This is a genomic window from Paraburkholderia agricolaris, assembly GCF_009455635.1.
GTDB classification, from domain to species: Bacteria; Pseudomonadota; Gammaproteobacteria; order Burkholderiales; family Burkholderiaceae; genus Paraburkholderia; species Paraburkholderia agricolaris.
Genome location: NZ_QPER01000001.1, coordinates 1,367,808 through 1,382,772 on the forward strand (window position 1 = coordinate 1,367,808; position 14,965 = coordinate 1,382,772).

A 14,965-nucleotide genomic window follows, 5' to 3' on the forward strand; every position below is an offset into this window, starting at 1 on the left:
GTCAACACGATGCCGATGCCGGGCGTTGTGGTCAAGCCGTCTCTTTGTCCGGCACGACGTGTGCGTCTTGAGGCTCGATGCGTTTGCGTACTGTGCCGTCTCGCGACTGAGCCGTTTTCATGGTCGGAGGAATGCCGGCCCGTCAGCCCGTAAGCTACAATTGCCGACGGCTTGAAAAACGGAACATCAATGAAGATTCGGATTATCTCTATCGCTTGCATGACGACCGCTGCCGCGTTGCTTGCGGCCTGCACGGCCGTCTACAAGAACTCGGATGCATGCGAGCAGTTGATGCGAAGCAAGCTGGCTGAATCGTCGCCGGATACGCTCAAGGTCAGCCACAAAGGCGTCGGCATCGATGGTTCGCGGGTGGTTGTCGAAGGATCGATCGAGCATGTGGTGACGGCTTCGGAGGTTGCGGCTTCGGCGGCTGCTTCCGCCGCGCAGGCGGCGAAGGCGCCACGTCCGACCTCGGGTGCGCAGGCGGCGTCCGCCGTGTCGGTGGCTTCCGCGGCTTCAGGCGCTGTGGCTGCGTCTAGTGCGATGGCTGGCGTGGCTTCGGACGCTTCGGCCGCTACGGCCGCTTCGAGTACCGTCGCAACCTCGGTCAAACCGGTGAAGCCGAAGAAGACCAGCACGGCCGCTGCCGCCGAATGCACGTTCCACGGTTCGACGCTGGCCTTGTTCAGCTGGTTGGCGCCGGCCAGGCTGGCTTCGCCGCTTGGTCCCGCCAGCGAAGCCACCGAGTAATAATTCGATTTCGGTCCAGCGCGTCCGGATGCTTCATGCCGTGCATAACGCGCACGGCCCGATCCGGCTAGCGCAAGACGAGTTTCAAGCCGCCCCTCAAGCCGCCCCGTTCGCGAGGCGGCTTTTGTTTTTGTGCAGCAGTTTCAGCACACTTTCGCCGAACGCCTGCGGCCGCCCTTCAAAGCAGCGCTGTACGGCGTGTGTATCGATCAGGCGCTGCCGCAATGCAGTGCGCTCGTCATGCTGGTCGATCATGCGCACGGCCGTGGCGATGTAAGCCTCGACGCTGTCCGTGACGGTCCACGACGGCATGCCCACGCGCTCGAACAGCGCGCCGTCGATCTGCTCGAATACCTCCGGCCCGCGTTTGCACACGCCCGGCAAGCCGAGCGTCAATGCATCGACGATACCGTTGGTATTGCCGAACGGAAACGGGCTGAGGAACAGGTCGGATTGATTGACGCGCGCCAGATACTCAGCGTAGCCATGAAAGTCATGTACGACGGCACCTGGCACCGCTCGCACGACGACGTTGCGCAGATGGTCGAACTGCAGGCCTGAGGGCACGCCCGTCATGAAGTGAAACTCGATGGGCGTCACGGCGCGTGTGCCGATCTCACGGCACGCGTCGAGAAAGCCGGGATTGAGCTTCATCGCACTGGCCGTGACAACGACTTGCAGTGTCTCGCGCGCCGGCGGAATCTGCGCGACGATGTCCGGCAGCGCGACCGACGGGCGATACGGCTGACCGTCTTTAGGCAACTTCATCAACTGTTCGCTGAAGCAGGCAGGATCACCGACATAATCCTCTTCGACACTGATGTAGTCGATCTTGTCGGAATGCGTGGTGGCCGGATGGCCGAGCGCGGCGATCTGCAACGGCGCAATACGCAGATTGGACATGAACACCGTCAGCACGAACATGCCGACGCTCGGCATATACAGCACGTCCGGTTGTTCGGCCTCGGCAAAGTCGCGAATTGTTTTCAGGCATTCGCCGATGTACTCCGGCTCCTTCAGTTCAATGAAGCGGTCGAAGATTTTCCGTCCCGCTTCGTCGACAGCGTAATCGAAGCCGAAGCCCACCACCTCGAAATGTTCGCGCGCGGCTTCGAGCGTACGCGAGTGCGTGCGGTAGATCGAATGCGCGCCGGTGAACCACTCCAGCATGACTAGCATCACGGGCTTCCTGACGCGCTGCGATTTGCCTTTGGCAGGCGTGCGTTTCGGTGCGGGCAGCTTGGGCAGGTCGGTCAGGCCGAGTTGCGCGAGCTTGCGGCGCACCAGCACATTGATGTCCTGCTTGATCGCATGGCGCCGCGGCGTATCGGCATAGCTGCAGAACATATAGGCGTTGTGCAGCACGGCAGAGGGCAGATCGTCGAGGTCGTCGATTTGCTGCAGTTTGCCCGGCAGCCACTCCAGCAGCGCCTCGCGCTTCAGATGCGCGCTCGGGGTGCCCTTGGAGACCGGCGCCAATAAAACGAGCGCGAGTGAGGCCGCGAGGGTTTTGTCATAGGCCCAGAGGGCGGCAAAGTCGAGTTCCAGTTCGGACTCGGTCGAATAGAGCACGCATAGCTTCTCAATGAAGCTGTCGCCCGGCAGAAACTGGGCGTTCGCCGGGCCACGAGGATTCAGGTAACGGGTGACGTGGTCCGCATTGCCTGACGCGGTGGCCGAGAACAGCAGACCGATCCACTCATGGAGCGTGAGCAATAATTTAAAGCACGCGGGTGGGAGCTGAAAGTCCGGGTCGGCGAACAGCGTTGACACCGCGCTCGTCAGACGCGTGCAGAAACGTTGACGTTGCTCTTCGGGAGACAGGCCGATCAGACCCGAGGCCTGGAAACTTTCGTCCAGCTCGCCACGCGTTTGCTGGAGGCGTGCGAGCAGGGTGACGAGCTGGAGCGAGGCCTGAACATGCTGTTGCGTGTAGACGAGTTGCTCGAAATGGTCGAGCGAAAAGGTGGTTTCCATCGTTTGACTAATATTAGCTATGCAGGACTAACGATATTGAGATGACGTTAGCCAGAAACGATGATTATTGCAGTCAGGACGTATCAAATAAGCCGTGGATGACGATTGCGGAATTTTCCGCGCGGGAAAATCCGATTTGATATCAAGCACTCAGAACGCGTAATACGGACCCGGGCCGGCCGAGGTGGCGCGCGACGCGATTGCCGTATAGACCCGTCGTCCGAAAAAGAACGGCAGCCCCCAGCCGAAGCTATTGCTGGCGATTCCAGCCAGATTGTTGAACGCGTTATTCGCGGATGCAAACAGCGCGCTCGAATTGCCGATCGCAAACGACACGGTATTTGACGCACCATCGGTACCCACGATCGAGGCGCTTGCGGTTTGCGTCGAGTCCGGGCAATACCAGTAGCCGCACTGCGGCAACTGGGTATTGCGCAAGAAGAGTGCGTTCGAGCCGCTGTCAATGTAGCTCAGCGCATACGTCTGTCCGCCGCTGCTGGTCGCTACGTAGCCCGTCTGCGGATTGGCCTTGACCACGCTTGCAGCGCCGAGCGTGTTGTTCGCCTGGGTGCCGATGCCGAAAATCATCGAGCCCGATACGCTGGCCGCGCCCGCGTCGGCGATTGCCGGCAGGTCGATCACCACGCCGTTGTTATCGAGCGGGAATTGGCTCACTGGATTGGTGACCTGTTGCGCGAGCGCTTGCGTAGTCGCGACGCAGGCGCCACTGCTGTCGCAGCTGTAATACGACCGGGGCAGAGCGGTATTGACGCAAGCGCTGCCGCAGTCGGCCGCGAACAGGCCGACGCCGAGAATACCGTTGGCGCGCAGGCTCGCGACGCTCAGCATCGACGGGCCGGCGCCGGCGCAGCCGTTGGGCACCGTGGGCAGCGCGGGGTCGGCGATCAACTGGATCGGAATCGAGGTGGCCAGCTGGCCGGCCATGCGCACGTCCGCGCTGCGCACTGAGCCCCACGCATAGCCGCCGCCGAATACCGCGCACTCACCGCTCAAGCCGCCGCCCGAACTCACCGCTGCGAGCGGGAGGCTGGCCGGCAGTGCGGATGCGAGGATCCGCAGGCCCTGCGAGCCGGTGTCGACCTGAATATCGTCGATCGTCGCGCAGTTGCTGGTGCCGGGCTGGCAGACGGTGACACTGGTCGTCAGCATATTGCGCGTCAGACCCGGCGCCGTAGTGATTGCGATCGGCTGAACGTTTGGCGTGTTCGACTGTGGCACGCTCGTGCCCGTGCTGGAGTTGGGCGCCGCGGACGGTGCACTGGCGCCTGACGGATTGGCGGCGGCCGGGCTGCTGGCAGCGCTGGCTGTCCCTGCCTGTGACGAGTCGGCGCTGCTGCTGCCGCCACCGCCGCCGCCGCCGCAACCGGCGAGCGCCGCGCTGAGGAGCAGCAGGGCGTGGAGATGAGAAGAGGTATTCATGATTTTGCCGGCAGTTGGATCGTCGAAGCGTTTTCTTGATGGCGTGCGATGCGGCGCAAACTCAGCGCAAATCGCTGGCGACGACGCCGGGCGGCAAGGCCGCCGGCAGCCACGCGCGACCCACATAGCCACGCATCGGACCGCCGGACTCCACGATCACGTCGGGGCGCACCACCCGCGACGCGTGCAGATTGCCGTCCGGAGCCAACCCGGCGGCGCCCGTGCGGTAGGAGCCGGCGTACGGCCCGAGCAGCGCGCGCAGATCCGGCATGGTCGGGCCTTGCCACGTGTAGGCGATGATCTGGCCGGTACTGGTGGCGTACTCGTTGATGGTGGTATTGCCCGCATCGATCAGCGTGCGCAGGCGTAATGCGCCGTTCAGCAAGGTTTGCGGCGCGGTGCCGGTCGAATCCGTCGGGATGGGCATCGTGCCGCCCAATTCGGCGCGCGCGCCTGCGCCGACACACAGCAGGGCAGCCATCACGGTGCGAATGGCGAGGGTCGGTGAAAAACAGGGAATTCGCATGGCAACCTGCCTCGCTATTGGAGAAACCCGAAACACTGGGACCGTTCAAGTCTTATTGAGATGTCCAATTCAAGATAACACTCAGGTTTCCTTATCGTTATCAGGAGCACGATGCGGCGCGGCGGTTGATCTCAAAAATAGGATGTGAAAAGCGCGAAAAGTGTCTTTTAAAACAAGAGTCTGACAATAAAGTAGGGCGTGTCCTACGAGCGTTTGAGAAGTGTTGTGAACTGTTAAATTCGCGCCTGGAGGATTGGGTCGCCCCCGCCGGGCGGGGAGATTTTCTGTAGCCGCAGGCTTGCGCCGCGCAGCGATTCATCGGTATCCGGGTCGTTCGCCGTGAGGTGGGATCTGCTGGCGGCGTGCTGCTTATTTCGTGAGCAAACCCCGGTTTTTGCACATGTCTCGCCGGGATCGGTAAAATGTTGGGTTGATCCACGGAAACTTGCCGTGGCGTAGCGGAAGGATTCCTCGAACATGACTGATCTTCGTCTTACCAAGCGGTTTGCAGTAATGCTGATGGCAGGCGGTCTGGTCGCCGGCTGCGGCACCTCGTCGCCGACCAAAATCGACTACAAAAGCGACTCCAAGTCGAAGCAAGTGTCACTTGCCGTACCGCCGAACATGATCGATGAGACGTCCGATCAGCGTTCGTTGCCCCCGCAAGGCGGCGAAACCTCGCTGTCCACGCTCAAGCAGGTCCAGGCGCAAGCCCCCGCTGCCAACACGCTGGCGGTAGTGCCGCCGGTGAACGGCATGCACATCCAGCGCGACGGCACCGAAAGCTGGCTCGTGATCGACAACAAGGCGCCCGACCAGGCCTGGGCGCAAATCCGCCGTTTCTGGCAGGAACAGGGCTTCCTGCTGGTGGTCGACCAGCGCGACAAAGGCGTGATGGAAACGGACTGGAACGAAACCCACGCGCAGATCAACGACGGCCTGATTCGCAACACGCTGTCCAAGGCAATGGGCAACAGCTATGTGAGTTCCGAGCGCAACAAGTACCGTACGCGTCTCGAAGCAGCGCCGAACGGCGGCACCTATGTGTTCATCAGCCAGAAGGGCATGCGCGAGGCGATCACCGGCACCAACAACGATTCGACCAAGTGGGAAGCCAAGCCGAACGATCCGGGGCTCGAACAGGAATATCTGAAACGCCTGATGGCAGCGCTGGCGCTGGCCGATTCGCGCGCGAAGCCGGCCGATACGCAAAGCGCCGATCTCTCGCCGGCGGGGGCGCAAGCTGCGCCGAACGCGGCTACGGCGGGTGCGAAGTCGGCGGCTGCGGCCAATGCGGCGCAGAACGTCGCGTTGTCGGCACAACAGCCAATGCCGGACGACTCGGGCAACAACACGTCGGCACAGTTCTCGTCCACCGAGCTGACGCTCGGCGAGCCGTATGACCGTGCGTGGCTGCGTGTGGGCCTTGCGCTCGACCGCAGCAACTTCACGGTTGACGATCGCGATGCAAGCCGCGGTTTGTACTTCGTGCGCTACGTCGATCCGAAGGATCTGACTTCGGCGGAACAGGGCTTCTGGAGCCAGGTGTTCCACGGCAAGAAGGAAAAGGTCGCCAGGCAGTATCTCGTGAACGTCCGCGCGGTAACGCCTGACCAGACCCGCGTGGCCGTGGTCGACAGCAAGGGTGCGATCGACGAGAGCCCGCAGGCCAAGCAGATCATGAGCCTGATGGTCGACCAGCTGCACTGACCGATTCGCAGCAAGCAGCGAACGCTGTCAGAAAACCCGCCCGGTGCGTAGCCCGGGCGGGTTTTTTTATGTCCGCGCAGCCTCTCGCCCCGCAAGCCGTTCAGGCGCCCTCATGACGCGCACGTGTTTTGCTTCTTGTCTGAAACACCGGTATGAACCGGCGCTCAACGGGGAGATGGCTATGTTCGACGTGATTCCTTACTGGATGTGGGCAGCGAGCCTGCTCGTCCTGGCGCTTGTGTGCGGGGCCGCGCTGGCGCCGCGCGAGACGCGGCGGCCAATGGGTCTGCGGGTCAGGCATAGGGCGTCGCATCGCACGAAATGGCCGGTGCCTTGATGGTCGGCCCGCTTCAAACGTATGAAGCGGGCTCGCGCGGCCGCCGCTGTGCGGCCGCATGTAACGTGACGTTACCCCGGTGACGTAACTCGCAAAACCCCTTCCGCAAATCCTTTCCGATCCCTTTCGACGCAAAAAATGACAATAACAATCAATAGTTTGCGGACGATTTCTCGCGAAACTGCATAACTGGCACGCAACCTGCTCTTAAAGACTCATGGGGCCGGATTCGTAACATTCGACGTGATTGACGTGAGTCGGCGGCGAGTTTCGAAACAGTGAGCCCCGGACCTTTTCAGCACCGGCGAACGAACCGGTGCTTAGCCCGATGATGGCCTGCGCGCGTGGCGCGCGGCCTCGGTGGCCCCGTCGCCTATCCTCGTAGGGCGACGGTTTCGCCCGCACTCCAACGGAGTGCGGGCTATTTTTTTGGGTAGTCGAAATGAGATGCCAGGCTGCCGGGGCGGTGAACGGCGCGGCACGGGACGGGAAAGCGGCGACGCTGGGGCAAGCGTCGCGCGAGGCGGTTTTCAGGTGTCGGCGCGGCGCGCTCCGGTCCAGGGCAGACGCTTGATTACACCCGTGGCGAGTGCGGTGCCGACGAGGATTACGCCGCAGCCTTCCAGCATGCCCAGCGATACGGTTTCGCCAAGAAACAGCGCACCCCACAGAATGCCGAATACCGGAATCACGAAGGTCACGGTGATCGTGCGTGCCGGCCCCACCACCGAGATCAGATGGAAGAACAGCATGTAGGCGACGCCGGTACACGCCACGCCCAGCGCGATGACCGCGCCCCATACGTGCAGCGAGATCGGTGCGGCCGGCCAGTAGATTACGGCGAGCGGCAACAGCACGATGGTGGCGCCGGTCATCGTGCCGGTCGCGACAGTCAAGGCGTCGACGCCGGTCAGGCGGCGCTTCGTGAAATTGGCGGCGATGCCGTACAGCAGGGTGGCGCCGAGTGCCGCGGCGGCCGCGAGCGCGGTGCTCAGCGGGGTGGCGGCCGAGCCGTTGGGTGCGGCGATCTGATCCCACACCAGCATCAGGACGCCGAGAAAGCCGATCACGAGACCGGCGGTGCGCAGCGCGCTCAGGCGGTCGCGCAGCCATAGAAAGCCGACGAGTGCGCCCCACAGCGGTGTCGTCGCGTTGATCACGGACGTCACGCCCGCCGATAGCGTCAGCTCGGCATACGCGAACAGGCAGAACGGCGCCGCCGAATTCACAATGCCAACCACCAGCAGCGGGAAGCCGTGGGTGCGCAGGATGGTTGCGGACTGGTGCAGCGGCCGCCGCACGACCAGCACGATGGCGAGGAAGACCGCGCCGATGCCGACCCGCAATGCCATCAGCGGCGCGACGCCGAAGTCGGCCACGCCGACGCGGATAAAGAGGAACGAGGCGCCCCATAGGGCGGCGAGGATCAGCAACTGGAGCAGGTTTCTGGCATTCATTATCGTGGCGCCGCGCGCGGTTGAGTCGAGACGCATGGGCATCGTAACAGCGCGATTGCGCCAAACGTTTCAGGCTGGAGTGAAACAGCAAGATGCGGGAGAGGACGGGCGTCGGGCTATCGTCATGCTAAGCGTGAACGAGCCGGCCGCAAAACGAGCAATTCTCACGCTGATGTGAGAAAAATTGCGATGAGAGAGGGGTGGTAAGAAGGCGGCGCCAACCCTGTCGGGGTTGGCGGCCACAGAGCGTGAATTATTTTGCGGCCGCGCAGGTGCTTTGACGAGGTTGGCAACGGCTCCCGCCGCGCGCGCAGCGACGGCCGCCCATGCGGCCTCGCGCGGGTCGAATGCCTGCCTCAGTGCGGAATCATTCCTTGCAGGAAGTTCTGCTGCACCCACACCAGCACGCCGAGAATCACCGTCAACAGAATCGAATGCTTGAAGGTCTTGGCGAACACCACGCCTTCCTTGCCTTTGAGTTCGGTCGTCGCCACGCCGGTCGAGATGTTTTGCGGCGAGATCATCTTGCCCATCACGCCGCCCGACGAATTGGTCGCCGCCATCAGGATCGGATTCAGGTTCAGTTGATGAGCCGCCACCACCTGCAGGTTGCCGAACAATGCGTTGCCCGAGGTATCGCTGCCGGACAGGAACACCGCGACCCAGCCGAGGAACGCCGACACCAGCGGAAAGAACGGTCCGACCGACGCCGCGCCGAGCCCGAGCGTATAGGTGAGCCCCGAGTAGTTCATCAGATACGCTAGTGCGACGATGGTCGCCACCGTCAGAATGGCGATGCGTGTCTGGACCCAGGTGTCGACAATGGCCTTGCCAAATTCACTGATCCCCAGACCCGTCACGAGCGACGTGATGATGGCGGCGACCAGAATCGCCGTGCCGGTGGCCAGTGGCTGGAAGTCCCAGATCGCGCCGTACGGCGTGTTGTACAGGGTGATGTACACGGCCTTATCGAGACCCGGCCACGGAACCTTGACGTCGCCGATCAGGAAGATCTTGGCGATGGTCCAGACGATCACCACCGCCGAGACGATGATCCACGGATACCAGCCCTGGCCGCCGCTGATCTTGCCGCGCACCTCACCCACGCGATCGATGTTGATCGCGAACTTCGGATCGACGGCAGGCTTCCATACGCGCAGGAACGCGATCGTCAGGATCAGCGAGACCAACGACGACAGCACGTCGGTCAGACTGTAGTTCACGTAATTCGCCGTGACGAACTGGGTCAGCGCGAAGCTTGCACCCGACACCAGCAGCACCGGCCACACGCGCAGCATGTTACGAAAGCCGGCATACACGCCGATCACGTAGAACGGCAGCAGCAGCGCGAAAAACGGCAACTGCCGTCCGACCATCTTGGCGAGCGAGTCTGCCGGCAGGTGGGTGACCGCGCCGAGCACCGTGATCGGGACACCGAGCGCGCCGAACGCGACCGGCGCCGTATTGAAGATCAGCGTGAAGGTGAGTGCTTCGAGTGTGGGGAAACCCAGCAGGATCAGCAGCGAACTGGTGATCGCGACCGGCGTGCCGAATCCGGAAATCCCTTCGAATAGCGCGCCGAAAGAAAAGCCGATCACCACCAGCACGACGCGGCGGTCGTTCGGCAGGTTATCGATCATCCACATGCGAAAGGCGGCGAAGCGGCCCGAGCGCTGCGAGATGTTGTAGAGCAGGATCGCGCTGAACACGATCCACATAACGGGCCAGCAGGCAAACACCGCACCGTTGGCCACGGAGGCGGCCGCGAGTCCGACCGGGAACTGCCAGACGAAGATCGCCACGATCAATCCGACGATCAGACCCGCGAGCGACGCCTGCCAGGCCGGCCGGCGGGCCCAGCCGAGCAACAGCAACACGACGATGATCGGCAAGGCCGCGACGAGGAACGACAGCAATAGCGAATTGCCGACTGGAGTGAGTAGTTGGTGAAACATCACGTCTCCTTCGTTGTTGTTCGAAATCGACGCGGACTACGCATTGCGGGGCGCGTCGCTCTGGCAGGACGGATGGGCGCCGGCGGCGCATGCAGGACGCGCCGGGTCGCTTATTTAAACAAGTACTGCGTGTGGCTTTCCCAAGCATAGAGCCCGGTTGGGAAGCGTCAAGAAGGGTAAGTACGGGCGAAGGAGAGAGGGCGCCGCCGGGGGCCTGTGAGCGGGGATCGTTGCGGCGTGATGAGCACGAGCCGGGTCTGGCGCGGCATGTATGTGCGTGCTGACGGCCGCGCCGGCTGCCGGGCCTGATTCCGGGCCACAGCGCGTGCGCCGGTTGTACGGGATAGGTCCGCCCCGTGCTCCGATTTCAGCGCACAGGGGACGATCAAGGAAGCCTGGCGAGACGGGTGTGAGCTTCAGTGCCAGTGGCCGTGTCCGCCGCCCCAATAGCCATGCCCACCACCCCAATAGCCATGGCCGCCACCCCAATAGCCGCCAAAGCCTACGCCGATCGAGACCGACGGGCCGTACCAGCCGGGGTAGCCGTAATAAGCGGGATACACCGGCGGCGGATAGTAGGCGGGATAGGCGGGGTAGGCCGGAGCCACGTAGACGGGCGGGGCGGCAGCAACCGTATAAGCCGGCGGCGGATTTTGCTGCGCGTTTTGCGCCTGCTGGGCCCGCTGTTGCGCCGACGATTGCTGCGTGAGCTGTGCCGCCTGTGGATCAGGCGGGCCGACTTGCACGTCCTGTTGCGTTGTAGTCGCGGGGACCGTGGCGTAATACGGATAGTAGCCACCCGGATAGTAACCGTATGGGTAGTAGCAGCCGGACAGCGTCAGCACGCTGACTGCTGCGGTGAGCGCGAGCCCGGTGTGTGAAATACGGGAGAAACGGCGCGGCAGTGGCTGGCCGATCATGCCAGGCGTGTTGATGATGCGGGACTTCATGACGCGCTCCTGTTGCAAACCGACGCCGCCATGCGGGGCGTATTGCCTTGAGCTTACGCCCCCGTCGCGTTCGCAGGATTGCAAAACCGTAACGGCTTATTTCACGTCATTGCAAAAACGTTCTTCGGCGCGACCGGCATGTCGCCGGTCGCGTTCGCGATGTCGCGCCCGCCGGTTCGTTGGTGCGGGCATCTTCGTTCTTTGTGATGGGTTGAGACAGTTGGCCCCGTGCGCCCTCGTGGCGAAAACGCCTCGCTAGTGCTTACTTGCCGCTTACTTGCCGACCTGATTGCCGATGATGCCGCCTGCCGCCGCACCACCCAGCGTCGACAGCGCATTGCCGCCGATCAGACCGCCTGCGGCGCCGCCCACACCGGCGCCGATCACCGTATCGCGTTGCCGGGTAGTCATGTTGTCACACGCGGAAAGACTTGCGGCAACAGCGACGATCGTCGCGAGCGCGCCGAGTTGACGAATCGATTTCATGATGCTGACTCCGTTCATTGTGTCTGGAAGTGGTTGCCTGGAAATGGACAGATCATGCCGTCCTTACACTTGATCTTATCGCCGCAACCCGTATCCAGATGTGTGAGCTTGTCAGTGGATTGTCGGTTTCGTAATCAAATGTTTTCCTTTTGTCAGCATGCGGCGTGCCCGCCGCGCAGAAACGCAAAAAGCCCGCCAGTGGCGGGCTTCGGTGCTGCAGGGCGGTGATGCGGGAGGTTCGAGTGGCGGGCGCGTGCTAATGCACCCACGATCCCTACCTTACTGCCGCTGATAGATCTCAGCACCCTTCTTCATGAACTCGATCGACTTCACTTCCATGCCTTTCTTCAGCGCGTCGTCGTCGGAGAGGCCTTGTTGCGCGGCGAATTCGCGTACGTCCTGCGTAATCTTCATCGAGCAGAAGTGCGGGCCGCACATCGAACAGAAGTGCGCGACCTTGGCCGAATCCTTGGGCAGGGTTTCGTCGTGGAATTCGCGCGCCTTGTCCGGGTCGAGGCCGAGATTGAACTGATCTTCCCAGCGGAATTCGAAACGCGCCTTCGACAATGCATTGTCACGCACCTGCGCGCCCGGATGGCCCTTCGCCAGATCGGCGGCGTGCGCGGCGAGCTTGTACGTGATGATGCCGGTCTTGACGTCGTCCTTGTTCGGCAGCCCGAGGTGTTCTTTCGGCGTGACGTAGCAGAGCATCGCCGTGCCGAACCAGCCGATCATCGCTGCACCAATGCCCGACGTGATGTGGTCGTAGCCCGGTGCGATGTCCGTGGTCAACGGTCCCAGCGTGTAGAACGGTGCTTCGTCACACCATTCCAGTTGCAGGTCCATGTTTTCCTTGATCAACTGCATCGGCACGTGGCCCGGGCCTTCGATCATCGTCTGCACGTCGTGCTTCCACGCGATCTGCGTGAGTTCGCCGAGCGTCTTCAGTTCGCCGAGTTGCGCTTCGTCGTTCGCATCGTAGATCGAGCCGGGACGCAGGCCGTCGCCGAGCGAGAAGGCCACGTCGTACGCCTTCATGATTTCGCAGATGTCTTCGAAGTGCTCGTACAGGAAGCTTTCCTTGTGGTGAGCGAGGCACCACTTCGCCATGATCGAGCCGCCGCGCGAGACGATGCCCGTCATGCGCTTCGCTGTGAGCGGCACGTATTGCAGACGCACGCCGGCGTGAATCGTGAAGTAATCGACGCCTTGTTCGGCCTGTTCGATCAGCGTGTCGCGGAAGATTTCCCACGTCAGGTCTTCGGCCTTGCCGTTGACCTTTTCGAGCGCCTGATAGATCGGCACCGTGCCGATCGGCACCGGGCTGTTGCGGATGATCCACTCGCGCGTTTCGTGAATGTGCTTGCCGGTGGACAGATCCATCACCGTATCGCCGCCCCAGCGGATCGCCCACGTCATCTTGTCGACTTCTTCGCCGATCGAGGACGTCACCGCCGAGTTGCCGATGTTCGCATTCACCTTCACGAGGAAGTTGCGGCCGATGATCATCGGCTCGCTTTCCGGGTGGTTGATGTTGTTCGGGATGATCGCGCGACCGCGGGCGACTTCCTCGCGCACGAATTCCGCGGTGATTTCCTTCAGGCCGTCGGGACCGAATGCGCTCGCACCGAACGCCTGGCCCGGATGCTGGCGGCCCATCATCGCGGCGAGTTTTTCGCCGTTCGGACCGCTCGTCTTCAGGCTTTCCAGATATGCGGCGCGTTGCTGGTTCTCGCGAATCGCGATGTATTCCATTTCCGGCGTGATGATGCCTTTGCGCGCGTAGTGCATCTGCGAGACGTTCTTGCCGGCGACGGCGCGGCGCGGCGTGCGGTGCAGCCCCTTGAAGCGCAGATCGGCGGTCGCCGTATCGGCGGCGCGTTCGCGGCTGAAGTCGCTCGACAGGCCTGTCAGCGCTTCGGTGTCAGCACGCTCTTCGATCCACGCTTGACGCAGCGCGGGCAGGCCGGCGCGAATGTCGATCTTCGCTTCCGGATCGGAGTAGGGGCCGGACGTATCGTAGACGTAGACCGGCGGGTTCTTCTCGCCGCCAAAGCTATCCGGCGTATCCGCCTGGGAAATCTGGCGCATCGGCACGCGAATGTCGGGCCGCGAGCCGGTCACGTAGACCTTGCGGGAATTCGGCAGCGGGGCGACAGCGGCAGCGTCGACGTGGGCGTCGGCGGAAAGAAACTTCGGATTGGCGTTCATGCGTATCTCCTCTGTCGACCGGAGTTAGCGCTTTAGCGCCTTACTCCGGTCCCATGCAACTTGTTGCGGTCGACGAGAGTTGGCGCTTAAGCGCCAACCCCGGTTTCCCAGGTGTGGGGCGGCTAAGCAGGAGACGAGATGGAAGTTGTCGGATTCGCGAGAGATGAAACGGTAGACCAGCTGCGAAATCCGTACGCTTCCCTGCGCTGGCATTATCCAGATCAGGTTCAAAGGGTATTTCTCACCCACGCGACACGGACCTCCAACCTCCGTGCCACGCAGGACCCCCGCGTTAGCAGCGCACACGATACACCGCCTGGGCGTCGCTTGGCAACCCGTCTTGAAAAGTCAGATACCGGAGATAACACCGGGCAGCCGCGCACTATTCTTATGCTGAAAGGGCTGCCGGGAATGATGCGGCGCAGCAGTTCTGCGGCGCGAATGCGTGTTGCCTAGAGCGTGAAGTCGTCGGCAGCTTCGGGCTGGAAGAGGATTTTTTCGAGCTTCAGCACTTTCTCCGTGCCGCTCGGCGGCGTGAAACGGATGCGTTCGCCGCGCTTGGCGCCGAGCAGTGCAAGGCCGACCGGCGAGAACACGTTCAGGCGGCCTTGGGCGAAATCCGCGTCGGGTGGATAGACCACGGTCCAGGTCATCTGCTCGCCGCTGGTTTCGTCGACCAGCGTGGCTTGCGAATTCATCGTAACGACGTTCGCGGGAATGTCGCGCGATTCGACGATCACGGCGCGCTCGAGCACGTCGTCGAGCATGTCTTGCAATTTGGCTTGCGCGCCGGGCGCGGCCGCGTGCTTTTCAAGACGGGCGACGTCGAGCTCGGTGAGGTAACAGGTTTTCGTCTTTTTCATGAAGGGTTCTCCAATTCGATCTGCATGTAAAGGGACTGCGTGCGGATGAGATCAGCCCGGAGCCCGACAACGCGGCTCCGGTAATGGAGGGAGCTGCGTTAGATCGGGCGCCGGGCGGCGAGAAGCGGGAGCGTTCGGGACGGCTGGCCGGCGTGAGGCGTCGCGATCTCCGGGCGCGCACAGCCGGTTGCGCGGCGCGGGCGCAAACGGGTGAGGGCACGGGAGAACGGAAAACGCATTGGGGTAGCCGGCAGATAACGAAAGGGGTTAGGGCGCGTCGCAAAGAAAGCTCAATCGACGCAA

General features: G+C 62.6%; 13 protein-coding genes and 1 riboswitch. Of the genes, 3 read left to right on the forward strand and 10 right to left on the reverse strand.

What is annotated here, in order from left to right:
• The first annotated feature begins 189 nt into the window (after nucleotides 1-189).
• Nucleotides 190-750, forward strand: a complete 561-nt coding sequence (locus GH665_RS06175; protein WP_153135106.1) for a hypothetical protein — start codon at nucleotides 190-192, stop codon at nucleotides 748-750.
• A 96-nt stretch (nucleotides 751-846) separates the two neighbouring features.
• Here the strand turns inward: GH665_RS06175 and GH665_RS06180 are convergent, their stop codons facing one another.
• The 4 genes from GH665_RS06180 to GH665_RS06195 all read right to left on the reverse strand — a co-directional run bounded on the left by GH665_RS06180 (nucleotide 847) and on the right by GH665_RS06195 (nucleotide 5,172).
• Entirely contained in the window at nucleotides 847-2,727 is a 1,881-nt protein-coding gene (locus GH665_RS06180; RefSeq protein WP_153135107.1) for a glycosyl transferase family 1, read from the reverse strand.
• A 150-nt stretch (nucleotides 2,728-2,877) separates the two neighbouring features.
• Complete coding sequence (locus GH665_RS06185) at nucleotides 2,878-4,167, reverse strand: DUF3443 domain-containing protein (protein ID WP_153135108.1); 1,290 nt, start codon at nucleotides 4,165-4,167, stop codon at nucleotides 2,878-2,880.
• A gap of 61 nt (nucleotides 4,168-4,228) precedes the next feature.
• Nucleotides 4,229-4,693, reverse strand: a complete 465-nt coding sequence (locus GH665_RS06190) for a DUF2844 domain-containing protein (protein WP_153135109.1) — start codon at nucleotides 4,691-4,693, stop codon at nucleotides 4,229-4,231.
• Between the two features lie 233 nt (nucleotides 4,694-4,926).
• On the reverse strand, nucleotides 4,927-5,172 hold the full coding sequence (locus tag GH665_RS06195) for a hypothetical protein (protein ID WP_153135110.1): 246 nt from the start codon (nucleotides 5,170-5,172) through the stop codon (nucleotides 4,927-4,929).
• Between GH665_RS06195 and bamC the strand changes: the two genes are divergently transcribed.
• Together bamC and GH665_RS38925 are read left to right on the forward strand one after the other, a co-directional pair.
• Nucleotides 5,171-6,403 (forward strand): outer membrane protein assembly factor BamC, encoded by a 1,233-nt coding sequence (gene bamC, locus GH665_RS06200; protein ID WP_153135111.1) that lies wholly within the window; start codon nucleotides 5,171-5,173, stop codon nucleotides 6,401-6,403. The two genes, GH665_RS06195 and bamC, sit on opposite strands and share 2 nt — an antisense overlap.
• 181 nt (nucleotides 6,404-6,584) lie before the next feature.
• Nucleotides 6,585-6,740 carry a hypothetical protein gene (locus tag GH665_RS38925; RefSeq protein WP_217361864.1) on the forward strand — a complete coding sequence of 52 codons (156 nt, stop codon included), beginning with the start codon at nucleotides 6,585-6,587 and terminating at the stop codon, nucleotides 6,738-6,740.
• Between the two features lie 530 nt (nucleotides 6,741-7,270).
• On the opposite strand, the gene GH665_RS06205 is transcribed toward GH665_RS38925, so the two are convergent.
• The 6 genes from GH665_RS06205 to GH665_RS06230 form a co-directional block, all read right to left on the reverse strand.
• Nucleotides 7,271-8,197: a DMT family transporter gene (locus GH665_RS06205; RefSeq protein WP_153135112.1), complete on the reverse strand. Its 927-nt coding sequence runs from the start codon at nucleotides 8,195-8,197 to the stop codon at nucleotides 7,271-7,273.
• A gap of 356 nt (nucleotides 8,198-8,553) precedes the next feature.
• Entirely contained in the window at nucleotides 8,554-10,152 is a 1,599-nt protein-coding gene (locus GH665_RS06210; RefSeq protein WP_153135113.1) for an L-lactate permease, read from the reverse strand.
• Between the two features lie 416 nt (nucleotides 10,153-10,568).
• Nucleotides 10,569-11,102 (reverse strand): hypothetical protein, encoded by a 534-nt coding sequence (locus tag GH665_RS06215; protein ID WP_153135114.1) that lies wholly within the window; start codon nucleotides 11,100-11,102, stop codon nucleotides 10,569-10,571.
• Nucleotides 11,103-11,375: 273 nt separating this feature from the next.
• Complete coding sequence (locus GH665_RS06220; protein ID WP_153135115.1) at nucleotides 11,376-11,588, reverse strand: glycine zipper 2TM domain-containing protein; 213 nt, start codon at nucleotides 11,586-11,588, stop codon at nucleotides 11,376-11,378.
• Nucleotides 11,589-11,867: 279 nt separating this feature from the next.
• Nucleotides 11,868-13,799 (reverse strand): phosphomethylpyrimidine synthase ThiC, encoded by a 1,932-nt coding sequence (gene thiC, locus GH665_RS06225; protein ID WP_153135116.1) that lies wholly within the window; start codon nucleotides 13,797-13,799, stop codon nucleotides 11,868-11,870.
• Between the two features lie 180 nt (nucleotides 13,800-13,979).
• Nucleotides 13,980-14,098, reverse strand: a riboswitch (TPP riboswitch).
• 153 nt (nucleotides 14,099-14,251) lie between these two features.
• The gene (locus GH665_RS06230; protein ID WP_046568436.1) at nucleotides 14,252-14,662 is read right to left on the reverse strand and encodes a GreA/GreB family elongation factor; all 411 of its coding nucleotides are present in this window, start codon (nucleotides 14,660-14,662) and stop codon (nucleotides 14,252-14,254) included.
• Nucleotides 14,663-14,965 lie beyond the last annotated feature (303 nt).

What these genes read in the sequence shown, in the direction of transcription:
- bamC (WP_153135111.1), top strand. Translation starts at nt 5,171, where the DNA reads ATGACTGATCTTCGTCTTACCAAGCGGTTTGCAGTAATGCTGATGGCA.
- GH665_RS06190 (WP_153135109.1), bottom strand. Translation starts at nt 4,693, where the DNA reads ATGCGAATTCCCTGTTTTTCACCGACCCTCGCCATTCGCACCGTGATG.
- GH665_RS06185 (WP_153135108.1), bottom strand. Translation starts at nt 4,167, where the DNA reads ATGAATACCTCTTCTCATCTCCACGCCCTGCTGCTCCTCAGCGCGGCG.
- thiC (WP_153135116.1), bottom strand. Translation starts at nt 13,799, where the DNA reads ATGAACGCCAATCCGAAGTTTCTTTCCGCCGACGCCCACGTCGACGCT.
- GH665_RS06230 (WP_046568436.1), bottom strand. Translation starts at nt 14,662, where the DNA reads ATGAAAAAGACGAAAACCTGTTACCTCACCGAGCTCGACGTCGCCCGT.
- GH665_RS38925 (WP_217361864.1), top strand. Translation starts at nt 6,585, where the DNA reads ATGTTCGACGTGATTCCTTACTGGATGTGGGCAGCGAGCCTGCTCGTC.
- GH665_RS06210 (WP_153135113.1), bottom strand. Translation starts at nt 10,152, where the DNA reads ATGTTTCACCAACTACTCACTCCAGTCGGCAATTCGCTATTGCTGTCG.
- GH665_RS06205 (WP_153135112.1), bottom strand. Translation starts at nt 8,197, where the DNA reads ATGAATGCCAGAAACCTGCTCCAGTTGCTGATCCTCGCCGCCCTATGG.
- GH665_RS06175 (WP_153135106.1), top strand. Translation starts at nt 190, where the DNA reads ATGAAGATTCGGATTATCTCTATCGCTTGCATGACGACCGCTGCCGCG.
- GH665_RS06195 (WP_153135110.1), bottom strand. Translation starts at nt 5,172, where the DNA reads ATGTTCGAGGAATCCTTCCGCTACGCCACGGCAAGTTTCCGTGGATCA.
- GH665_RS06180 (WP_153135107.1), bottom strand. Translation starts at nt 2,727, where the DNA reads ATGGAAACCACCTTTTCGCTCGACCATTTCGAGCAACTCGTCTACACG.
- GH665_RS06215 (WP_153135114.1), bottom strand. Translation starts at nt 11,102, where the DNA reads ATGAAGTCCCGCATCATCAACACGCCTGGCATGATCGGCCAGCCACTG.
- GH665_RS06220 (WP_153135115.1), bottom strand. Translation starts at nt 11,588, where the DNA reads ATGAAATCGATTCGTCAACTCGGCGCGCTCGCGACGATCGTCGCTGTT.